At 49.8% G+C, this 22,328-nt stretch carries 23 protein-coding genes; 21 read left to right on the top strand and 2 right to left on the bottom strand.

Going from position 1 to position 22,328, the window contains the following annotated elements; all coding sequences use genetic code 11:
- The first annotated feature begins 200 nt into the window (after window positions 1-200).
- Both aceB and aceA read left to right on the top strand, forming a co-directional pair.
- On the top strand, window positions 201-1,808 hold the full coding sequence (gene aceB / locus BZG80_RS01785; protein ID WP_021022907.1) for a malate synthase A: 1,608 nt from the start codon (window positions 201-203) through the stop codon (window positions 1,806-1,808).
- Window positions 1,809-1,885: 77 nt separating this feature from the next.
- The gene (gene aceA, locus BZG80_RS01780; protein WP_021022908.1) at window positions 1,886-3,190 is read left to right on the top strand and encodes an isocitrate lyase; all 1,305 of its coding nucleotides are present in this window, start codon (window positions 1,886-1,888) and stop codon (window positions 3,188-3,190) included.
- 57 nt (window positions 3,191-3,247) lie between these two features.
- Here aceA and BZG80_RS01775 read toward each other — a convergent pair whose 3' ends face one another.
- Window positions 3,248-3,688: a CBS domain-containing protein gene (locus BZG80_RS01775; RefSeq protein WP_077660461.1), complete on the bottom strand. Its 441-nt coding sequence runs from the start codon at window positions 3,686-3,688 to the stop codon at window positions 3,248-3,250.
- Between the two features lie 314 nt (window positions 3,689-4,002).
- On the opposite strand from BZG80_RS01775, the gene queA reads away from it, so the two are divergent.
- The 5 genes from queA (at window position 4,003) to secF (ending at window position 9,497) form a co-directional block, all read left to right on the top strand.
- Window positions 4,003-5,061, top strand: coding sequence for a tRNA preQ1(34) S-adenosylmethionine ribosyltransferase-isomerase QueA (gene queA, locus BZG80_RS01770; RefSeq protein WP_077678609.1), 1,059 nt, complete (start codon window positions 4,003-4,005; stop codon window positions 5,059-5,061).
- A 107-nt stretch (window positions 5,062-5,168) separates the two neighbouring features.
- The gene (gene tgt, locus BZG80_RS01765) at window positions 5,169-6,290 is read left to right on the top strand and encodes a tRNA guanosine(34) transglycosylase Tgt (protein ID WP_021022911.1); all 1,122 of its coding nucleotides are present in this window, start codon (window positions 5,169-5,171) and stop codon (window positions 6,288-6,290) included.
- Between the two features lie 36 nt (window positions 6,291-6,326).
- Window positions 6,327-6,656, top strand: coding sequence for a preprotein translocase subunit YajC (gene yajC, locus BZG80_RS01760; protein WP_021022912.1), 330 nt, complete (start codon window positions 6,327-6,329; stop codon window positions 6,654-6,656).
- A 27-nt stretch (window positions 6,657-6,683) separates the two neighbouring features.
- Window positions 6,684-8,537, top strand: coding sequence for a protein translocase subunit SecD (secD, locus tag BZG80_RS01755; protein ID WP_077460262.1), 1,854 nt, complete (start codon window positions 6,684-6,686; stop codon window positions 8,535-8,537).
- 12 nt (window positions 8,538-8,549) lie between these two features.
- Complete coding sequence (secF, locus tag BZG80_RS01750; RefSeq protein ID WP_021022914.1) at window positions 8,550-9,497, top strand: protein translocase subunit SecF; 948 nt, start codon at window positions 8,550-8,552, stop codon at window positions 9,495-9,497.
- 135 nt (window positions 9,498-9,632) lie between these two features.
- Here secF and suhB read toward each other — a convergent pair whose 3' ends face one another.
- Complete coding sequence (suhB, locus tag BZG80_RS01745; protein WP_077678608.1) at window positions 9,633-10,436, bottom strand: inositol-1-monophosphatase; 804 nt, start codon at window positions 10,434-10,436, stop codon at window positions 9,633-9,635.
- A 237-nt stretch (window positions 10,437-10,673) separates the two neighbouring features.
- Between suhB and trmJ the strand changes: the two genes are divergently transcribed.
- The 14 genes from trmJ to rodZ all read left to right on the top strand — a co-directional run bounded on the left by trmJ (window position 10,674) and on the right by rodZ (window position 22,319).
- Entirely contained in the window at window positions 10,674-11,438 is a 765-nt protein-coding gene (gene trmJ, locus BZG80_RS01740; RefSeq protein ID WP_021022916.1) for a tRNA (cytosine(32)/uridine(32)-2'-O)-methyltransferase TrmJ, read from the top strand.
- Between the two features lie 122 nt (window positions 11,439-11,560).
- Complete coding sequence (iscR, locus tag BZG80_RS01735; protein ID WP_021022917.1) at window positions 11,561-12,082, top strand: Fe-S cluster assembly transcriptional regulator IscR; 522 nt, start codon at window positions 11,561-11,563, stop codon at window positions 12,080-12,082.
- A gap of 30 nt (window positions 12,083-12,112) precedes the next feature.
- Window positions 12,113-13,327 (top strand): IscS subfamily cysteine desulfurase, encoded by a 1,215-nt coding sequence (locus tag BZG80_RS01730; protein ID WP_077460264.1) that lies wholly within the window; start codon window positions 12,113-12,115, stop codon window positions 13,325-13,327.
- Between the two features lie 53 nt (window positions 13,328-13,380).
- Window positions 13,381-13,764, top strand: a complete 384-nt coding sequence (gene iscU, locus BZG80_RS01725) for a Fe-S cluster assembly scaffold IscU (RefSeq protein ID WP_025744586.1) — start codon at window positions 13,381-13,383, stop codon at window positions 13,762-13,764.
- Window positions 13,765-13,785: 21 nt separating this feature from the next.
- Window positions 13,786-14,109 carry an iron-sulfur cluster assembly protein IscA gene (gene iscA / locus BZG80_RS01720; protein ID WP_021022920.1) on the top strand — a complete coding sequence of 108 codons (324 nt, stop codon included), beginning with the start codon at window positions 13,786-13,788 and terminating at the stop codon, window positions 14,107-14,109.
- Between the two features lie 13 nt (window positions 14,110-14,122).
- Window positions 14,123-14,635, top strand: coding sequence for a co-chaperone HscB (gene hscB / locus BZG80_RS01715; RefSeq protein WP_077678607.1), 513 nt, complete (start codon window positions 14,123-14,125; stop codon window positions 14,633-14,635).
- 45 nt (window positions 14,636-14,680) lie between these two features.
- The gene (hscA, locus tag BZG80_RS01710; RefSeq protein ID WP_077669531.1) at window positions 14,681-16,531 is read left to right on the top strand and encodes a Fe-S protein assembly chaperone HscA; all 1,851 of its coding nucleotides are present in this window, start codon (window positions 14,681-14,683) and stop codon (window positions 16,529-16,531) included.
- A 2-nt stretch (window positions 16,532-16,533) separates the two neighbouring features.
- Complete coding sequence (gene fdx, locus BZG80_RS01705) at window positions 16,534-16,872, top strand: ISC system 2Fe-2S type ferredoxin (protein ID WP_077460267.1); 339 nt, start codon at window positions 16,534-16,536, stop codon at window positions 16,870-16,872.
- Between the two features lie 29 nt (window positions 16,873-16,901).
- Complete coding sequence (gene iscX / locus BZG80_RS01700; protein WP_077460268.1) at window positions 16,902-17,102, top strand: Fe-S cluster assembly protein IscX; 201 nt, start codon at window positions 16,902-16,904, stop codon at window positions 17,100-17,102.
- A gap of 203 nt (window positions 17,103-17,305) precedes the next feature.
- Entirely contained in the window at window positions 17,306-18,607 is a 1,302-nt protein-coding gene (pepB, locus tag BZG80_RS01695) for an aminopeptidase PepB (protein ID WP_077460269.1), read from the top strand.
- 150 nt (window positions 18,608-18,757) lie between these two features.
- On the top strand, window positions 18,758-19,186 hold the full coding sequence (gene ndk, locus BZG80_RS01690) for a nucleoside-diphosphate kinase (protein ID WP_021022926.1): 429 nt from the start codon (window positions 18,758-18,760) through the stop codon (window positions 19,184-19,186).
- A gap of 246 nt (window positions 19,187-19,432) precedes the next feature.
- On the top strand, window positions 19,433-20,554 hold the full coding sequence (locus BZG80_RS01685) for a bifunctional tRNA (adenosine(37)-C2)-methyltransferase TrmG/ribosomal RNA large subunit methyltransferase RlmN (protein ID WP_021022927.1): 1,122 nt from the start codon (window positions 19,433-19,435) through the stop codon (window positions 20,552-20,554).
- Window positions 20,555-20,581: 27 nt separating this feature from the next.
- Window positions 20,582-21,337 (top strand): type IV pilus biogenesis/stability protein PilW, encoded by a 756-nt coding sequence (gene pilW / locus BZG80_RS01680; RefSeq protein ID WP_021022928.1) that lies wholly within the window; start codon window positions 20,582-20,584, stop codon window positions 21,335-21,337.
- Window positions 21,327-22,319: a cytoskeleton protein RodZ gene (gene rodZ / locus BZG80_RS01675; protein WP_021022929.1), complete on the top strand. Its 993-nt coding sequence runs from the start codon at window positions 21,327-21,329 to the stop codon at window positions 22,317-22,319. Before pilW ends, rodZ begins: the two co-directional genes overlap by 11 nt.
- Window positions 22,320-22,328: the final 9 nt, after the last annotated feature.

Below are 22,328 nucleotides of genomic sequence, written 5' to 3'. Positions count from 1 at the left end.
GCTCTAAATTATTTAAATGTCTGATTTTAAGTGTTTATTACTGGTTTTTGATTGATAGATGTGAGGTGTTAGGTTGATTTTTATCCGAGGTTGAGTCAACGTAAGATAACTAGCGTGGCGTTGAGTGAGTGAGATGCCACTTGATGTCCGTAAACAACTTTTGTTGTGATTGGATTACAAATGACAGCCAGGGAGGCGATATGACAGAAGCATGCTCAACCTTACGCGAATCACTGGTAATTAACGAGACCGTTACCCCAGCGCAGGCAGAAATCCTAACCGATGATGCCTTGTGTTTTTTAGCCAGTTTGGCTAATCGATTTGCGGATCGTATACCTGGGCTTCTTGCCACTCGCGAGCAGCGCCAACAGCGTATTGATGCGGGAGAGCTGCCCGATTTCCTTCCTGAGACGCAATCGATTCGCCACGATGATTGGACCATTCGTGGCATCCCCAAAGACTTGCAAGATCGACGGCTAGAAATTACTGGCCCAGTGGATCGGAAAATGGTGATCAACGCCCTGAACGCCAATGTGAAAGTGTTTATGGCGGACTTTGAAGACTCGTTCGCACCAGCTTGGCCACAAGTGGTCGAGGGGCAGCGCAACTTGCGCGATGCTATTAACGGCACCATCAGTTATGAACAACCAGAGACAGGAAAGCGTTATCAACTTAACGATGATCCCGCGCGCCTGATCTGCCGGGTTAGGGGCCTTCATCTGACAGAAAAACATGTCATGTGGCAAGGTAAACCGCTACCCGGTGCTTTATTTGATTTCGCGCTCTACTTTTTCCATAACTATCGTCGGTTGCTTGAGACAGGATCCGGTCCTTACTTCTACTTGCCCAAACTACAAGCCTATCAAGAAGCGGCGTGGTGGAGCGATGTGTTCTCATTTGCAGAAGATGAATTTGGGCTAAGCCGAGGCACGATCAAAGCAACCGTATTGATCGAAACCCTACCGGCCGTGTTTGAAATGGATGAGATTTTATATCACTTACGCGATCACATCGTCGCGCTGAACTGCGGTCGCTGGGATTATATTTTCAGTTATATCAAAACGCTTCGTAATCATCCTGATCGGGTGCTACCTGACCGTCAGGTGGTCACCATGGACAAACCTTTTCTCAATGCTTACTCGCGACTGTTGGTGAGAACCTGTCATAAGCGCGGTGCATTGGCCATGGGAGGGATGGCGGCATTTATCCCGAGCAAAGACCCAACCGAAAACCAACAAGTGCTCGAGAAAATCGAAAAAGATAAAACGCTAGAGGCAAATAATGGCCATGATGGAACCTGGATTGCCCACCCCGGATTAGCAGACACGGCGAAAGCCATTTTTGATAAAGCGCTCGGCGATAAGCCGAATCAGCTAACGGTTTCTCGTGAGCAAGATGCGCCAATTACCGCGGCGGATTTGCTTGCGCCTTGCGATGGAGAACGCACCGAAGCGGGCATGCGCCACAATATCCGGGTTGCGGTCCAATATATAGAGGCATGGATTTCGGGTAATGGCTGTGTGCCGATTTACGGCTTGATGGAAGATGCGGCGACCGCCGAAATTTCGCGTGCGTCGATCTGGCAATGGATCAAGCATCAAAAGCCGCTCAGCAATGGCAACGTGGTAACCAAAGAGCTATTTACGCAGTACCTCGAAGAAGAAATGGCTGTGCTTGAAAACGAACTGGGCACTGAACGTTTTGCTCAAGGGCGATACCGCCAAGCGGCAACGTTAATGGCCGAGCTGACAACCAGTGATGAGCTAGTTAACTTCTTAACCCTGCCAGGGTACGAGTATTTGCCTTAATGGGCATGGAAGCAAAACAACAACATGGAATGAAAGCGAAGGGCTGACAAGGCTCTGCTAACAAAGAGGAATGGAACATGACTTTGACTCGCCAACAACAAATCGCGCAACTGGAAAAGGATTGGGCTGAAAATCCACGCTGGAAAAACGTAAAGCGAACGTACACCGCTGAAGAGGTGGTCAGTATGCGCGGCTCTTTTGTCCCCGAGAATACCATTGCTAAACGCGGTGCAGCTAAGCTGTGGGATCTTGTTAACGGCAGTGCGAAAAAAGGCTATGTTAACTGCTTGGGCGCGTTAACGGGTGGCCAAGCTGTGCAGCAAGCAAAAGCCGGCATTGAAGCTATTTACTTGTCAGGCTGGCAAGTGGCAGCGGACAATAACACAGCGTCCAGCATGTATCCGGACCAGTCACTGTATCCAGTTGACTCAGTCCCCTCGGTTGTTAAACGTATCAACAATGCTTTTCGCCGCGCGGATCAAATACAGTGGTCAAAAGGTGGAACCCCAGAAGAGGGGACTGATTATTTTCTCCCTATTGTTGCCGATGCCGAAGCTGGCTTTGGTGGTGTACTCAACGCCTATGAGTTGATGCGCAATATGATTGAGGCAGGCGCAGCAGGCGTCCACTTTGAAGATCAATTGGCGTCAGTGAAAAAGTGTGGTCACATGGGTGGAAAGGTATTGGTGCCAACCCAAGAAGCCGTGCAAAAGCTGGTTGCAGCGCGTTTGGCGGCGGATGTTGCAGGGACTGACACGCTCGTGATTGCCCGTACCGATGCTAATGCGGCTGATCTGCTTACCTCAGACTGCGACCCTTATGATAAAGACTTTATTGCAGGTGAGCGCACCGCAGAAGGTTTTTATCGCGTGCGTCCAGGGATTGAACAAGCGATTTCCCGTGGTCTCGCTTATGCACCGTATGCTGATTTGATTTGGTGTGAAACCGCGACACCGGATCTGGAAGAAGCACGTCAATTTGCCGAGGCGATTCATGCGCAATATCCGGATCAATTATTGGCATATAACTGCTCGCCATCCTTTAACTGGGAAAAGAACTTGGATGCCGACACCATCGCTCGTTTCCAGCAAGCGCTGTCCGACATGGGTTACAAGTATCAGTTCATCACCTTAGCGGGCATTCACAACATGTGGTACAACATGTTCGATCTTGCCCACGCTTATGCGCAAGGTGAGGGAATGCGCCATTATGTAGAGAAGGTACAGCGACCTGAATTTTCTGCGGCGGAGCGTGGTTACACGTTTGTGGCTCACCAGCAGGAGGTCGGTACTGGCTATTTTGACCAGATGACTAATATTATCCAAGGCGGTCAATCTTCGGTAACCGCACTGACGGGCTCAACGGAAGAAGATCAGTTTTAATTAAAACCGTTATCATGGAAATGAAGCCAGAAAGGGAGTGGAAACACTCCCTTTTGTTTATTCACCTTCTTCCATCGGCTCGCTTTCTTCTTGAATTTCGAGCAAGGTCGACGCAATGGCGACAAAGTCACTATCAGTAATGATCCCAACAAGGCGTTGATTTCTAATCACGGGTAAACACCCTATTTTACGCGCTAACATTGATAATGCTGCGGCACGTAACGACGCCTCTGGCGAGACGGTGACAAGTTGCTTATCGGTAAATTGTGCGAGTGGGGTATGGATTTGATGATCGCCATTGGTTGCTCTTCCTAAAGACGATGCCTGGGCTGAAAGCACATCGCGCTGGGTAACGAGCCCAAGCAAGCGTTCATTATCATCGACGATGGGTAAGTGACGGAAGCGTTCCGCGCGCATTAAGCGGTGGGCATCATCAAGCGTATGATCCGGACTCAGTGTATGTGGATGGCGAGTCATCATATCATCAACGGTAAACATGGCACCTCCTTGTTATCAGTGCACAGGATTAATTTAACTGTAGTGCACTTGGCACGGGGTGGACGTGATACACATCAATTATCTGCGCGAGGCTATTATCCGCAAAAGGCTATTATTCGCAAAAGGCAATGATCTGCAAAAGGACATCATCCACGAAAGTTAATCATCCGCCAAAGTTAATCATCCGGCAAAGGCTTCAAACGTAAATATCGCCATGCTATTAATGCGCACTGAAACGATTGCCTGCTTCGCTCGCTTGATATTCACGGTGGGCTACCTATACTAGCGGCCTGCTTTTTATCTAGGCAAACGTCATGCAATTATCCGATTTTCACTTTGAACTCCCTGATGAGTTGATTGCGCGCTATCCACAGCCGGATCGCAGTGCAAGTCGCTTATTGTCACTTGATGGCACCAGCGGTGAGGTAGCGCATCGTCAGTTTAAAGATATCCTCGAACTGGTTGAACCTGGGGATTTGATGGTGTTCAACAACACACGTGTGATCCCTGCACGCGTGTATGGCCGCAAAGCCTCGGGTGGAAAAATAGAGGTGCTGGTGGAGCGTGTGCTCGACGAACGTCGTTTCCTTGCCCACGTGCGCGCGTCTAAAGCGCCAAAACCCGGTGCTGAATTATTCCTCGGTGATGACGGACAGATCCCGGCAGAAATGGTGGCACGCCATGACGCCCTGTTCGAAATCCAGCTAAACAGCGATAAAGGCGTAGTGGATACACTCAACGACATCGGCCATATGCCGTTGCCGCCGTATATCGACCGTCCTGATGAAGAAAGCGATAAAGAGCGTTATCAAACCGTGTATAACCAAAAACCTGGGGCGGTGGCTGCGCCAACGGCGGGATTACACTTTGATGATGCCATTATGGCAACGCTCAAAGAAAAAGGCGTCAATATTGCCTTTGTTACTTTGCATGTGGGCGCCGGAACATTCCAACCGGTTCGGGTCGACAACATTGAAGAGCACATTATGCATGCCGAGTATGCTGAAGTGCCTCAAGAGGTGGTCGATGCGGTCAATCAAACGCGTGCACAAGGTAAACGCGTGATTGCGGTGGGGACCACGTCAGTACGGTCATTGGAAAGTGCAGCACAAGCGGCGAAGCAAAAAGGTGAACCACTGGCGCCATTTTTTAATGACACCCAGATTTTTATCTATCCCGGTTACCAGTGGCAGCTAGTGGATGTGCTTGTCACCAACTTCCACTTGCCGGAATCAACCTTGATCATGCTGGTGAGTTCTTTTGCCGGTTACGAACATACCATGGCCGCTTATCGCGCGGCAGTTGAAGCGCGCTATCGCTTTTTCAGCTATGGCGATGCCATGTTTATAACCCGTCAGCAACAACCTGATTAATTAAGTTCACGCGAAGCCTGGCTTCGTGTGATCTAAGCTTGCGGCAGGGTAAACCTTGTTAGCATAAGACACACGCCAGACTGTTTCTCTGGCACTGAGGAGGATTCGTGGAATACGAACTGAAGAAAACCGATGGACGCGCCCGCCGTGGCCGTTTGATTTTTGAGCGCGGCACGGTCGAAACCCCGGCATTTATGCCCGTGGGGACCTATGGCACCGTAAAAGGCATGACCCCAGAAGAAGTGAAAGGCACTGGGGCTGAGATCTTACTCGGTAATACCTTCCATTTATGGTTACGTCCGGGGCAAGAAGTCATGCGACTGCATGGGGATTTGCATGACTTTATGCAGTGGCATGGCCCTATTTTAACCGACTCTGGCGGCTTCCAAGTTTTTAGCTTAGGAGATATCCGTAAAATCACTGAAGAAGGAGTGCATTTTCGTAACCCGGTTAACGGTGATCGGATTTTCATGGATGCGGAAAAATCCATGGAGATCCAATACGACCTTGGCTCAGACATCGTGATGATCTTTGATGAGTGTACCCCGTATCCTGCGACGCACGCTGAAGCGAAAAAGTCGATGGAGATGTCACTGCGCTGGGCCAAGCGTAGTCGCAATCATTTTGACAAACTTGGTAACAAAAATGCGCTGTTCGGCATTGTGCAAGGTGGTGTATATGAAGACTTACGCGATGTGTCGGTAGAAGGCCTAACTGAGATTGGCTTTGATGGTTACGCCGTTGGCGGACTTGCCGTCGGTGAGCCAAAAGAAGATATGCATCGCATCTTGGAGCATACCTGCCCGCAGTTGCCGGAAGACAAACCCCGTTATCTAATGGGAGTGGGTAAACCGGAAGACCTCGTGGAAGGGGTGCGTCGTGGCGTTGATATGTTCGATTGCGTGATGCCGACCCGAAATGCTCGAAATGGTCACCTATTTATTACCGGTGGTGTGATCAAGATCCGTAATGCGAAACATAAAAGTGATACCTCGCCTCTGGATCCTGAGTGTGACTGTTACACTTGCCGCCATTATAGCCGTGCCTATCTTTACCACTTAGACCGTTGTAATGAAATCCTCGGTGCGCGACTCAATACTATCCATAACTTGCGTTATTATCAGCGCGTCATGGAAGGTTTGCGTAACGCGATTGACGAAGGTAGATTAGATGCCTTTGTAGCGGATTTCTACGCGCGTCGTGGCAAGGAAGTGCCACCGCTCGATTGATTTCGAATTCAACAACTAAAACGAGGACGTGATTGAATGTTTATCTCACAAGCTCACGCAGCGGCTGAAGCCGGCCCACAAGGTGGCGGTATGCAGCTTTTTATTATGCTTGGTCTCTTTGCGGTTATTTTCTATTTTATGATTTATCGCCCGCAATCTAAGCGTGTTAAAGAGCATAAAAACCTAATGGCATCCATGAGCAAAGGAGACGAAGTACTGACCGGTGGTGGTTTGGTGGGTAAAATCACCCAAATTGCTGAAGACAATGACTTTATTGTTATTGCTCTTAACGACAATAACGAAGTGACCATTAAAAAAGACTTCGTGACGGCAGTACTGCCCAAAGGTACTATCCAGTCTCTCTAATTCTCGCAACCATAAAGGATGCATGCTGTGCTAAACCGTTATCCTTTGTGGAAGTACATCATGGTGCTAATAGCCTTGGTTATTGGCATCGTGTATGCGCTTCCCAATTTATACGGTGAAGATCCAGCAGTACAAATTTCCGGGGCGCGTGGCGCCTCGGTAGATATGACTGCGCTGGACTCCATCAAACAAACTCTCGAATCTAATGACCTCTCCTACCAATCCATTGCGCTTGAAGACGGCACTGTCTTAGCTCGCTTTAAAGACACTGAATCGCAAATCAGTGCTCGTGATGCGTTGATGTCTCGCTTTGATAGCAATAACTATGTGGTCGCATTAAACCTGGCGCCAGCGACCCCTTCTTGGTTGGACGCCCTTGGCGCAACACCAATGAAATTGGGACTCGATTTACGTGGCGGGGTACACTTCTTAATGGAAGTGGACATGGACGCTGCGCTAGAAAAGTTGATTACCCAGCAAGAAGACAGCTTTCGTACTGATTTACGTGAAGCGCGCATTCGCTATCGTGGTTTACGTGTCGAAGATAACACGCGCGTAATGGTTAACTTGCGTAACGCAGAAGACACCAATAAAGCGCTCGAGCTACTGTCGAACAATTATCGGGATATGAACTTCTCGATTGATGAAGACGACGGCACCTTAACCGCGGTGTACAAAGAAGAGCGATTAAAAGAAATCCGTAACTACGCGGTGGCGCAAAACATCACTATTTTGCGTAATCGTGTCAATGAGCTCGGGGTCGCAGAGCCTTTGGTCCAACGTCAAGGTGCGAGTCGCATCGTGGTTGAGTTGCCAGGTGTGCAAGATACGGCCCGAGCAAAAGAAATTCTCGGTGCGACCGCGACCTTGGAATTTCGTGAAGTCGACCAAGATGCCGATTTATCTGCAGCGATGGCAGGGCGTGTTCCGCCGGGTAGTGAGCTAATGAGCTCGCGTGACGGGCGTCCTGCGGTGTTGAAAAAGCGAGTCATCTTAACCGGTTCACACATCACAGACGCCAGTTCATCACGTGATGAGTACAGTCGCCCACAAGTGAACATCTCGCTCGACAGCGAGGGCGGTGACAAAATGTCTGACTTCAGTAAGCGTAACATTGGCGAGCTGATGGCAACGGTGTTTGCTGAGTACAAAGACAGTGGTGAGCGTGACGAAAATGGCAAAGTGATCTTGGAAAAACACGAAGAAGTGATTAACCAAGCGACCATTCAATCGGCATTAGGCCGTGACTTCCGAATTACCGGGATCGACTCAGCAGCTGAAGCTCACAACCTTGCGTTATTGCTACGTGCCGGTGCGTTGATTGCGCCCATTTCGATTGTTGAAGAACGCACCATAGGTCCATCCATGGGGCAGCAAAACATCAATATGGGTATACAAGCCTGTTTATGGGGCCTCGTTGCAGTCATGCTGTTTACACTGGTGTATTACCGCCGCTTCGGCTTGTTTGCTAACTGTGCCTTGTTCGCGAATATCATCTTGATTATTGGGATTATGTCGCTTATTCCGGGCGCCACCATGACGCTACCGGGCATTGCCGGTATTGTCTTAACCGTGGGGATGGCGGTGGATGCTAACGTGCTTATTTTTGAACGTATTCGAGAAGAGCTGCACGAAGGGCGTAGTCCACAACATGCGATTGATCGGGGTTATTCCAACGCCTTTAGTACCATTGCCGATGCTAATATTACCACGCTGATTACGGCGATCATCTTGTTTGCTGTGGGTACTGGCGCAATTAAAGGTTTCGCGGTGACACTATCGATTGGTATTTTGACCTCCATGTTTACCGCTATCGTGGGAACGCGTGCACTGGTAAATCTTGTGTATGGCGGCAAGCGCGTCGAAAAACTGTCGATTTAAGGGAGCCCAAGCATGTTTCAAATATTTAAACCGGACATGTCGATCAACTTTATGCGTTGGTCTAAAGTGGCCTTCGTGTTCTCGATCTTCATGATTGCGGCGTCTGTGGTCACCTTATCAACCAAATGGTTGAATTGGGGGCTCGATTTTACCGGCGGTACCTTGATTGAAGTCGGTTTTGAACAACCGGCTGATCTTGCCCTAATCCGTGATTCGTTATCCGCTGAAGGCTTTGGCGATGCGGTGGTGCAAAACTTTGGTAGCGCCACGGACGTGATGGTTCGGCTGCGCCCACGTGATGACATGGAAGGTGAAAACCTCGGTAATGAAGTACTGAATGCCATCAAAGCCGGTACCGGTGATAACGTCGAGATGCGCCGCATCGAGTTTGTCGGCCCCAATGTCGGGGACGAGCTGACCGAAGCGGGTGGCTTGGCAATCATCATTGCATTGGTTTGTATCCTGATCTACGTCTCGTTCCGTTTCGAATGGCGTCTAGCTTCCGGTGCCGTCATGGCGCTGGCTCACGATGTGATTATTACGCTGGGGATTTTCTCTCTGTTCGACGTGGAGGTGGATCTCACTATCGTCGCTGCTTTGCTGACAGTCGTGGGTTACTCGCTTAACGATACCATTGTGGTGTTTGACCGTATTCGTGAGAACTTCCGCAAACTTCGTAAAGGCGAGTCAGACGAAATCATCAATGCGTCTGTTTCACAAACCCTAAGTCGGACAACCATTACTTCAGGCACTACCTTGTTTGTGGTGATTTCGCTCTTTACCTTGGGTGGGTCGATGATCCATGGGTTTGCCATGGCACTGTTGATTGGTATTACCGTCGGGACATACTCATCGATTTATGTCGCTTCGGCGCTGGCCTTGAAACTCGGTATTGCGCGCGAGCACCTCTTGATCCCTGAAGTGGAAAAAGAAGGGGAAGAGTTCGACGCGATGCCTTAACCACGCTTGCCCTGTGCTTAGAGTGGGGCTATGCAGTGACCAAGTGGCGAATTGTTTACAAGCCGTCATCATCTTCAGGTACAAAAAAGCGGCGCTCATTGAGCGCCGCTTTTTATTAATATCTTATCGGTGTCTTTATTTTTTCATCGACTCAGGCGCGTGTTCGCGAACTTTGGCGAGTATACCTTTCACCACACGTGCGCCACCGCTGACAATATTGCCAGAGCGCATATAGTCGGTACCGCCGTTAAAGTCAGTGCAAATGGCACCCGCTTCGCGCGCAATTAACTCACCCGCAGCCAGATCCCAAGGCTTAAGGCCTAGTTCAAAGAAGCCGTCAACACGGCCCGCGGCAACGTAGCAAAGATCGAGCGCTGCCGATCCAGTACGACGGAAGTCAGCACAATCGACAAACAACGCCCCAACAACGGCGATAAAGCCTTCAGCGTGCTGTTTAGCTTTAAACGGGAAGCCGGTCGCTAAGAGGGTGCCGTCAAGCTCTTTGGCGCTGCCAGTACGGATACGCTTGTTATTGAGTTGTGCGCCAGAACCACGTTGAGCGGTAAATAGCTCATTGCGGATAGGATCGTAAACGCAACCAATTTCTGTACGGCCTTTAATGCGCACAGCAATGGAAACGCAGAAATGCGGGAAGTCGTTAATGAAGTTAGTGGTGCCATCCAGTGGGTCGATGATCCATTGATAATCGCTATCTTTGCCTTCCGCCACGCCTGACTCTTCGCTAACGATGGTGTGGTCCGGATATGACTTTTTAATAATATCGATAATGATTTGTTCCGCCGCTTTGTCGACATTAGTGACGAAGTCATTAGTGCCTTTTTGTGCGGTTTCGATGTTGTCTTTGTTTTCTGCAGATTTAGCGATAAAATCGCCAGCCTTCCGTGCAGCACGGACGGCGATGTTTAGCATCGGATGCATACGGTTTTCCCAACGGATGTTAAAGAACGAAAGCGGGGCGGAGTATAACAGAGCCAGAGCAAAAGGAAAGTGGGTATTTTTTAACCGTCAATAAGCGCGTGCTCTCTGCTAAATATGACGCCAGCCGCAGGCTTAGCTGAGAAGTATTATCGATTGCACTGTGATAAACTGCGCAGATCTGACAGACCGCTGCCCATCCCATCCAAGATGGACAGAGCAAGAGACGAAAACAACATCATGCTAGATCAAATTCGCGTTGTATTAGTAGGCACGTCCCACTCCGGAAACATTGGCTCAGCCGCCCGAGCGATGAAAGTCATGGGACTGACCAACATGACATTAGTGGCGCCTGGCTGTGAAGTAGACGGTCAAGCCATTGCCTTAGCCGCAGGGGCCAGTGATATTGCCAATAACGCGAGAGTGGTGAATACGCTTGAAGAAGCGGTGGCCGATTGTGGCCTAGTGATAGGCACCAGCGCAAGAAGCCGAACATTAGAATGGCCGATGCTGGATGCGCGAGCGTGCGGCCAAAAAGCCATTCAAGAAGCCGCAACACATCCGGTTGCCATCGTTTTTGGCCGAGAGCGAACTGGCTTAACCAATGAAGAGCTGCAAACATGTCACTATCATGTTTCGATTCCATCCAATCCAGACTACAGCTCTTTGAATTTGGCCATGGCTGTGCAAACGCTGTGTTATGAAATGCGTGTCGCCTGGTTGGACAGTCAAGCCTATCAAGGCCCAACCCTTGAACAAGACTATCCGCTGAACCAAGATTTGGCGCGTTTTTATACGCACCTCGAAACGGTTCTTACTAAAACAGGGTTTATCCGTACTCAGCACCCTGGCATGGTCATGACAAAACTACGTCGCTTATTTAATCGCGCGCGCTTAGAGAGTCAGGAACTCAATATTTTACGAGGCGTGCTGTCTTCGGTGGAAAAGGTGACCAAACAGGCGGCATCGAGCGAGCAAAATACCGATAATCACTCCCCACGTTGATCCTTTCAAATGAGGCGTCGTACACCTTGGTGAAAACTTGACAAAAATACTCAGGTAAATACTTGACCAAAATACTCGGGTATGTAACCATTTGAGCATCTATTCACCACAGGTAGCGTGTTATGAGATTGACTTCGAAAGGCCGTTATGCGGTTACCGCCATGCTCGACGTGGCGCTTCATGCCGAGCAGGGCCCTGTGCCCCTGGCGGACATCTCTGAGCGTCAAGGCATTTCCTTGTCTTATCTTGAGCAACTTTTTTCACGGCTCCGTAAGTCGGGACTGGTCAGCAGTGTTCGTGGTCCAGGCGGTGGTTATCGTCTCGGGATAGCAGCCAACGAGATTGCCGTTGGCGCGGTGATTGCCGCGGTTGACGAATCGGTGGATGCGACAAAATGCCAAGGTAAAGCAGACTGCCAAGGCGGAACCCGTTGTTTGACACACACCTTGTGGCACGACTTAAGTGCCCGTATTAGCGGTTTTCTAAACGACATCACGCTCGGTGAGCTGATGCATGATAACGAAGTGAAGCAAGTAGCAGATCGTCAGGATGCTAAACTGGACGCCTCATTGGCGCCAAGAAACACGTTTAGCTCGAAGGTCAAACAAGATAGCGCCACCATAGGCGTGAACGTTCGCTCCTGATGACCAATGTCGGTGTAATTGGAGAAAAACATGAAATTGCCCATATATTTTGATTATTCAGCCACGTGTCCGGTTGATCCGCGCGTTGCTGAAAAAATGAGTCAGCATCTGACCATGGACGGGGTCTTCGGTAACCCAGCCTCTCGCTCGCACCGTTTTGGCTGGCAAGCAGAAGAAGCCGTTGATACTGCACGCGAAAACATTGCCGATTATTGCAATGCCGATCCGCGTGAGATCGTGTTCACCTCTGGCGCGACGGAATCAGACAACCTAGCCATTAAAGGTATTGCCAATTTCTACTCGAAAAAAGGCAAGCACATCATTACCTGCAAGACCGAGCACAAAGCGGTACTTGATCCATGCCGGCAGCTAGAGCGAGAAGGCTTTGAAGTCACCTACCTCGACCTAGAAGAAAACGGCTTAGTTGATCTGAAAAAGCTAGAAGCGGCGATGCGTGATGACACCATTTTGGTCTCTATCATGCACGTGAATAACGAAATCGGCGTGATTCAAGACGTTTCGGCTATCGGCGAATTATGCCGCGAGCGCAAAATTATGTTCCATGTGGATGCTGCACAATCTGTGGGCAAAGTGCCTTTAGATGTGAAAGAAATGAAAATTGATCTGATTTCTTTCAGCGCGCACAAAGCTTACGGACCAAAAGGCATCGGCGCTTTGTATGTTCGCCGTAAGCCACGGGTGCGTATTGAGGCGCAAATGCACGGTGGTGGTCACGAGCGTGGTATGCGCTCAGGCACCTTACCGACCCACCAAATTGTGGGTATGGGTGAAGCCTTCCGTATCGCTAAAGAAGAGCGTGAAAAAGATTTTGAACATGCACTTGCGTTACGTAATCGCTTTTATGACGGCGTCAAAGATTTAGAAGAAGTTTACGTTAATGGTGATTTGGAGCAGCGCGTTCCACACAACTTGAACGTGAGCTTTGCCTTTGTTGAAGGTGAGTCTTTGTTGATGGCGCTAAAAGATCTGGCGGTATCGTCTGGGTCGGCGTGTACATCAGCAAGCCTTGAGCCTTCTTATGTTCTTCGTGCGCTAGGACGCGACGATGAGCTAGCACACAGCTCACTACGTTTTTCATTTGGTCGTTTTACTACTGAAGAAGAAGTGGATTACGCGATTGAAAAAGTCCGTGAGGCCGTGAACAAGCTGCGAGAAATGTCACCACTTTGGGACATGTACAAAGACGGTATTGATTTAAGTACCGTTGAATGGGCGCACCACTAATACGAAAAACGCGCCAACTGGCAACAGTGAGCAATCATATTGAGGAAACAATTATGGCTTACAGCGAAAAAGTAATTGACCACTACGAAAACCCACGTAACGTTGGCTCGTTTGAAAAAGGCGATCCATCCGTCGGTAACGGCATGGTCGGTGCCCCTGCATGTGGCGACGTCATGAAGCTACAAATCAAGGTGAATGACGAAGGCATCATCGAAGACGCTAAATTTAAAACCTATGGCTGCGGGTCAGCGATCGCATCGAGCTCGTTGGTTACCGAATGGGTAAAAGGCCGTTCGATTGACGATGCCGCTGCAATCAAAAACTCTGAGATTGCGGAAGAGCTTGAGCTGCCACCGGTTAAAGTCCACTGCTCTATCTTAGCGGAAGACGCCATTAAAGCAGCAGTTAGCGACTACAAGAAAAAACACCAGCAGTAAAACGAAGGGGTTGTTGATACTATGGCTATTACCATGACACAAGCGGCATCAGATCGCGTAAGAGCGTTTCTAGACAACCGTGGAAAGGGCATTGGCTTGCGTCTTGGCGTACGGACGTCAGGATGTTCTGGCATGGCCTATGTCATTGAATTTGCTGATGAGCTTCAAGAAGGTGATCAGGTATTCGAATACGATGACGTCAAGGTAATCGTCGATGGCAAGAGCTTGCTCTATCTCGAAGGGACAGAGTTAGATTTTGTCAAAGAAGGCCTAAATGAAGGTTTTCAGTTCAACAACCCTAACGTCAGTAGCGAATGTGGTTGTGGCGAAAGCTTCAACGTGTAAAACGTGAGAGCACATGAATCATTTTGAACTCTTCGGGCTACCGTATCAGTTTGAGCTGGACGGTAGCTCGCTTTCTTCAACGTTTCGGGAGCTGCAACGCCAGTATCACCCAGATAACGTTGCTAGCCAAGACGATAAAACGCGTCTTCAGGCGGTGCAGAAAGCCTCGCAAATTAACGATGCGTTTCAGACGTTGAAAGGTCCCGTTCGACGCGCTGAATATATGCTGACGTTACAAAGCATTGATATAAAAGACGAAAAGCAAACAATGCAGGATCCTGAGTTCTTAATGCAGCAAATGACACTGCGTGAAGAACTGGAGTCGATCACTGATAGCCAAGACGATGCTGCGTTATTTGATTTTGGCGCAAAAGCACAAGCGCTTTATGATGCCTTGATCAAAGAGGTTAAGCAGGCACTCGCTGCTTCTCAATGGCAAGAGGCGGCAGTGATTGTGCGCAAGCTTAAGTTTGCAGAGAAGCTTTGCTCCGAAGTGGAGCGCGTCGAAGATCAGCTGATGAGCTGATCGGCACTATTCGCCTGTCAACGCAGTAAAGTTTAAGGATTAGACATGGCACTGTTACAGATTTCAGAGCCCGGTCAAAGTGCCGCGCCGCATGAACACAAGCATGCAGTCGGCATCGATTTGGGTACGACCAACACTTTGGTTGCCACGGTACGAAGCGGTGTCGCAACCACCTTGAACGATGAACACGATCGATCACTGATCCCGTCGGTGGTCCACTATGGTGGTGATGCCATTTCAGTGGGTTATGATGCCCTTCCTCATGTGCAAACGGATAGTGCCAACACCTTGGTATCGGTCAAGCGCATGATGGGACGCTCTTTGGATGACGTCCAGACACGTTATCCGCAACTTCCTTATCGGTTTTCACAAACTGAAAATGGCCTGCCACAAGTCGAGACACGACGTGGTGCCATCAACCCAGTTCAAGGCTCGTCCGATATTTTGCGGGCGGTACGTGAACGTGCAGAAGTCAGCTTGGGTGATGCGCTTGAAGGCGTGGTGATCACTGTTCCAGCTTATTTTGATGATGCGCAGCGAGCAGGCACCAAAGATGCCGCGACACTCGCGGGCCTGAATGTACTCCGTTTACTCAATGAGCCAACCGCAGCGGCCATTGCTTATGGGCTCGACTCGGGCCAAGAGGGCGTGATCGCTGTGTATGATCTCGGGGGCGGGACCTTCGATATATCGATTCTCCGTCTCTCCCAAGGCGTGTTTGAAGTCATGGCCACCGGGGGCGATTCAGCACTAGGTGGGGATGATTTTGACCACCTGCTCGAGCAATGGATCTGTGAGCAAGCCGGGTTTGAAACCCTCAGTGGTGATGAGCGCCGTACGGTGCTCCACGCAGCGACACAGGCTAAAATCGCATTGTCTTCCTCCGCCAGTACCGACATTGACGTACTCGGTTGGCAAGGTACGCTGACACGTGACACCTTTGATGCCTTGGTCGCCCCTTTGGTTAAAAAGACCTTGATGTCGTGCCGTCGTGCGCTTAAAGACGCCGGCGTCAGTGCCGATGAAATCCTAGAAGTCGTGATGGTCGGCGGGTCAACCCGGGTACCGGCCGTTCGCCATCAAGTCGGCGACTTCTTTGGTCGTGAACCGTTAACCAGTATCGACCCAGATAAAGTGGTCGCGATAGGTGCCGCAACACAAGCGGATATTTTGGTCGGCAATAAGCCCGACTCTGACATGTTGTTGCTGGACGTGATCCCGCTTTCGCTCGGCATTGAAACCATGGGCGGCCTGGTAGAAAAAATCATTCCACGCAATACCACCATTCCTGTGGCGAAAGCCCAAGAGTTCACCACGTTTAAAGACGGTCAAACCGGCATGAAAGTGCACGTGGTACAAGGTGAACGTGAAATGGTGGATGATTGCCGCTCGTTGGCGCGTTTCTCCTTAAAAGGCATTCCACCGATGACCGCGGGGGCAGCCCATGTCCGCGTGACCTACCAAGTGGATGCCGACGGTTTGCTGTCTGTGTCGGCCATGGAAAAGTCGACTGGTGTGGCCTCGTCGATCCAGGTTAAACCGTCTTACGGGCTCAATGATGACGAAATCGCCAACATGATCAAATCATCATTTACCCATGCGGAAGAAGACAAAGATGCCCGCTATTTGGCGGAGCAACGCGTTGAAGCCGATCGGGTGATCGAAGGCCTACTGGTCGCCATGCAACAAGACGGTGACACCTTGCTCGATCATAATGAGCAACAAGCGCTCGTGAACGAAATTGAAACATTGATCGCGCTGCGTAACGGCGATGATGGCGCTGCCATTGAAGCGGGAATCAAAGCACTAGATAAAGCCAGCCAGACCTTTGCGGCACGTCGTATGGACAAATCGATTCGTAATGCGTTGGCCGGTCAATCCATTGATGAGGTGTAATCATGCCTAAGATTATTGTTCTGCCGCACCACGAGTTATGCCCAGAAGGTGCGGAACTGGAAGGGAAAGAAGGGGAGACCGTCCTCGATGTGGCGCTAAAAAATGGCATTGGCATCGAGCACGCGTGTGAAAAGTCTTGCGCGTGTACTACCTGTCACATTGTGGTTCGCGAAGGCTTTGACTCGCTCGACGAAAGTGATGAGCTTGAAGATGACATGCTCGATAAAGCATGGGGACTTGAGCCAGAGTCCCGCTTGGGCTGTCAGGCGAAAATTACCGATGAAGATCTGGTGGTCGAAATTCCACGCTACACCCTAAACCATGCAGCGGAAAATCATTAATCTAATGCTGTAACGGACGGAGAAGCAAAATGAGTTTAAAATGGACGGATTCACTCGATATTGCGATTGAGCTGTGTGACGCTTACCCAGATGTCGATCCTAAAACAGTACGTTTTACCGACTTGCATCAATGGATCACCGAACTGGATGACTTTGACGATGATCCTGAGCGCTCGAATGAACGGATTTTGGAAGCGATCATTATGTGCTGGATGGATGAGCAAGACTGAGGGCTAGCTCTCGTGAGTGATTGATAATACTTGTGTTATTGTCACCGGCTCGGCACAGTATCGACGGCCAAATAGAGTTATTACCAAAAGCGGGCCCATCGGTTCGCTTTTTTTATTCCACTGGGTGCCATGTACTCAACGTACGCTGCCCAGTCAAACACGCTGTACAGTAAAAAACAGCGCGACAGTACAAGGAGTACAAAATGTCAGAAACATTAAAAGTAACCCTGTCGCATCAGCCGGCAGCCGCGCAATGGGGCGATAATGCGCTGGTCTCTTTTGACGCCGATAAAGCGCTTATCCATGCACCGAGCGACACCAATCAACGAGATAAGGTGCAACAAGCCGCGCGTAAACTCGAGGGGCAAGGTGTCCCTGCACTGACGCTGACCGGCGAGCATTGGGATCTTGAATTAGTGTGGGCCTTTTACCAAGGGCTTCGCGGTCCTAAAAATAAAGTGGCTTTTGCGCAAGCGGTCTTAAATGACACAGACACCAAGGAGTTCGAACTTCGGCAAACTGTTGGTGACTGGGTGCGCGATATTATCAACCAACCGGCAGAAGAAGTCGGTCCGCATCAGTTGGTGGCCCGCGCAGGGGAATTTGTAAAATCGATGGCACCGGAGCCGGAGCATGTCACTTACAAGATTATTTCAGGCACGGATCTGTTAGAAAAAGGCTGGCACGGCATCTATACCGTTGGACGAGGCTCTGCCCGTAAACCGACCATGTTGCAATTGGACTACAACCCGACCGGCGATCCGGATGCACCGGTTTATGCATGCTTAGTCGGAAAAGGGATCACCTTTGATTCGGGCGGCTATAGCATCAAAGGCTCAGATTTTATGACCACCATGAAAGCCGATATGGGTGGCTCGGCAACCGCGACAGGCGCATTGGCGATGGCAGTGGCGAAGGGCCTAAATAAGCGCGTGAAATTAGTGCTTTGCTGTGCAGAGAACATGATCTCAAGCAGTGCCTACAAGCTAGGTGATATTATCACTTACAAAAACGGCGTGACGGTTGAAGTATTGAATACCGATGCCGAAGGACGCTTGGTGCTCGCGGATGGCTTAATGTATGCCAGTGAGCAAAAGCCTGAACTCTTAATTGATTGCGCCACCCTGACGGGCTCAGCAAAAGCCGCATTGGGTAACGATTATCACGCATTGTTTAGCTTTGATGATAAGCTCGCCCATCGTACCCTTGAGGCGGCACAGCAAGAGGGTGAAGGAATGTGGTCTCTCCCTGTGGCTGAATTCCATCGTAAGTTACTGCCTTCTTCATTTGCTGATATTGCCAACGTATCGACAGGCGCGTACATGCCAGGTGCGAGCACGGCCGCCGCGTTTTTATCGTATTTTGTCGAAGATTACCAAAAAGGCTGGATGCACATCGACTGTTCGGGGACTTATCGTAAAGCCGCCAGTGACAAATGGGCGGTCGGTGCCACCGGGATGGGCGTGAAAACCTTGGCGCGTGTGTTATTGGATGAAGCCAAATAACCTCATCAATTAATCGGTGAGGTGTTAACGAATTTTTTGTGTGAGTTAACGCTTCACCGCATTGGTGATAGGGGCAGACAACAAAGTTTGCTAGGGTAAGCGCGTTGTTGCTCCTAGTGAGCCTGATTTAGACAGTAAAAGGACAAGCGAATGACCATTGAACGCACTTTTTCTATCGTCAAACCTGATGCCGTAGAGCGTAACTTGATTGGTACGCTTTATCAGCGTATCGAAAGTGCTGGCTTACGCATCGTGGCAGCGAAAATGTTACACCTTAGCAAAGAACAGGCTGAGGGGTTTTATGCTGAGCACCAAGGTAAACCTTTCTTTGCGTCCTTAGTCGAGTTTATGACCTCTGGACCGATTATGGTGCAGGTGTTGGAAGGCGAGGGTGCCATTAACCGTTATCGTGAGTTGATGGGCAAAACTAACCCCGAAGAAGCGGCTTGCGGGACATTGCGCGCTGACTACGCGGAAAGTATGCAATATAACTCCGTACATGGCTCGGATAGCCCAGGCTCGGCTGAACGTGAAATTGCGTATTTTTTCACCGCGGATGAGATTCATCCTCGTTGTTAACGCAAAGACGGATATAAAAGGTTTATAAAGAGGCGCGAGCCTCTTTTTTGTTTTGTTCTTCTCCTGCCTCTTACCTGAATAACCACGCTCATAGAGAGTGGAAAGTGTGATCTAAAGCCTGTACAATTTCGCGCCTTAAGCGCGTTCCGAACAGGGATCTTGACTAGATTCAAGGTGTATTCACTCGAGAACGCCAGGCCAATACCCGTGTCTTACCATATAGCTAGTTTTTACGAGGCAACCCCAATGACGACAGAGAAAGTAAATCTGCTTGATTTTGACAGGCAAGGATTGCGTGCCTATTTCGCCGATGAGCTCGGTGAAAAAGCCTTCCGCGCTGACCAAGTCATGAAGTGGATGTATCATTTTGGTTGCGATGACTTCGATGAAATGAACAACATCAACAAGAAGTTACGTGAAAAGCTCAAGCTGGTCGCCGAGGTTAAAGCCCCTGAAGTGAGTGAAGCGCATTACTCAAAAGATGGCACCATTAAATGGGCGATGCGAGTGGGCGGTCAAGATGTGGAAACCGTGTATATCCCTGAAGATGACCGGGCAACATTGTGTGTTTCCTCTCAGGTTGGTTGTGCGCTCGACTGCAAATTTTGCTCGACCGGTGCGCAGGGTTTTAACCGTAATTTGCGGGTTTCTGAAATTATTGGCCAGGTTTGGCGTGCCGCAAAAGAAATTGGTATCGAAAAAGAAACCGGACGCCGTCCTATTACCAATGTGGTGATGATGGGGATGGGCGAGCCGTTGCTGAACATGAAAAACCTGCTGCCGTCACTCAACCTGATGCTCGATGATAATGCCTATGGCTTGTCGAAGCGTCGTGTCACGGTATCGACTTCCGGTGTGGTGTCTGGCTTGGAGCAGATGATTGGTAAAATTGATGTTGCGCTAGCGATTTCACTGCACGCGCCGAATGATGAACTGCGTAGCCAAATTATGCCGATTAACGATCGCTGGGATATCGACGCTTTCTTAGATGTGGTGCATCGTTATATTGAAACCTCGAATGCCAACCGTGGCCGTGTCACGGTTGAATATATTTTGCTCGATCATGTGAATGACTACATGGAGCATGCGCGCCAACTCGCAGAGCTGTTAAAAGATACACCGGCGAAGATTAACCTGATCCCATTTAACCCGTATCCTGGATCGCCATTCAATAAACCAAGTAACTCTCGTATTGATAGGTTTATGAAAACCTTAATGGAATACGATTTTACGGTCACGGTGCGTAAAACGCGCGGCGATGATATTGATGCGGCGTGTGGCCAATTAGCCGGAGACATTGTCGACCGGACAAAACGCGCCGAAAAGCGACTGGGTGCGCAGGAGGTGATCCCTGTTCGACCCGTCTAGCATTATAGGTCTTTATAAGGGAAGAACATGGTAAAAACTGGCTGGGTATGGGTGTTGATTATCACGTTGGCAGGTTGTGCCTCGCCAGTTTCACAGCAAAACGACGCTAAGTTTGATAAGATTCAAGCGGCCGAGGCACGAATTTCGTTGGGGTTAGGTTACTTAAACAGTGATCGCTATCAACAAGCGCAGCAAAACTTGCAGCAAGCACACCAATATGCGCCTAATTACTATCGTACCTCGCTGTCTATGGCGTATTATCAACAACGTGTCGGTGAAACCGACCAAGCGGACCGTTTATATCAAAAAGCGTTATCGCAAGCGTCTAAAAAAGGCGATGTGTATAATAACTACGGTGTGTTTTTGTGCGAACAACAGCGTTTTGCTGAGGCAAAAGAGGCATTTTTGCAAGCCGTCGCACAACCGTATTATCATCGCGTGTCAGACAGTTATGAAAATGCCGCGTTCTGCCAGCTAAAAGCGGGCGAAACTAAGAGCGCGAAGGCCTTGTTGGAAAAAGCGACTGAGCATGACCCGCTGAATGTCCGCGCAGGATTACAACTTGCCAAGTTAGAGATAGAACGAGGGCAAGAGGCAGGTGCCATTACGCGTATCAAACGACTCCATAAACGCGTTGGTGCCCATCCCAGCGGATTATTATTGTTGGTCAAAGCTTATCAGCAACAAGGCAACACGGAGCGAGCTGCCCATGATGCTCAGCGATTGGCGCACCAGTTTCCAGAATCCAAAGAATATCAATTGTACTTAGCGAATGAATACTGAACAGACGGAAGAACACGCGCAAAAAGATACGCAACCTGCGCCCGGGGAAGTATTAAAGCAAGCGCGAGAAAAAATGGGCTGGAGTGTTCGCGATGTGGCTGACCGACTGCGATTGCGCGTCAGTGTCATCGAGGACCTCGAAAGCAATAATCCAGATATGGATCAACTGGCCACGTTTACGCGTGGCTATTTGCGATCCTATGCCAAGTTAATGCAAATCGACGCCGACCAGCTTCTCGGTGACAGCAATATGGAAGCAAGCAGTGCGGCAACGGTTCAGAAAATGCAAAGCTTTTCGCGCAAGACACGACGGCAAAGGAGTGAAAGCCGTTTGATGTGGTTGTCTTGGGTGATCATTGCTATTGCGGTGGGTATTACTGGCGTGTGGTATTGGCAAAATCAACAAGCGATGACATCGTTACCCACGCAGCTGGATAGCGAACAAGCCGATGAGTTAGTAACCACCCCTTCTGACCAAGACAGTGCTGTGATTGCCGCCGAGCCCCAACCGAGCACCGATGAACTCGACACTGAGCCTGCTAAAGCAGTCGATGCGCCGCAGCCGGTAGAACCCGCGGCCAAAGCCAGTGATGAGGGGCAATCGAATCCTGTGTCTACCTCTGATGAGGCAACAGCCGCTAAGACACAAATGGAGGCGCAAACGACTGACGCAGCGAGTCGTCAGGAAACAGCACAAGCGCCAGTGACGGATCCGGCAGCAAAAACGACCGCAAGCGCCAACGAAAATCGCCTGGTCATGACCTTTACTGGCGATTGCTGGATTGATGTGCGTGATGCCAATGGCGAACGCTTGGCGACAGGAATAAAAGCTGAAGGTGAGCAAATTACCTTAACTGGCGAAACGCCGTACCAATTGGTACTTGGGGCGCCAAGTGTGGTGAACATTACCTTTAATGGCGACAATATTGATCTTGATGGCTACCCAACCGGGCAAGTGGCTCGGTTGCGCCTTCCGCAGTAATCAGAGAAC

Origin of the sequence: Salinivibrio sp. MA440 (genome assembly GCF_001996265.1) — a bacterium.
Taxonomy (GTDB): domain Bacteria; phylum Pseudomonadota; class Gammaproteobacteria; order Enterobacterales; family Vibrionaceae; genus Salinivibrio; species Salinivibrio costicola.
This window is presented reverse-complemented; position numbering and strand designations above follow the sequence as displayed.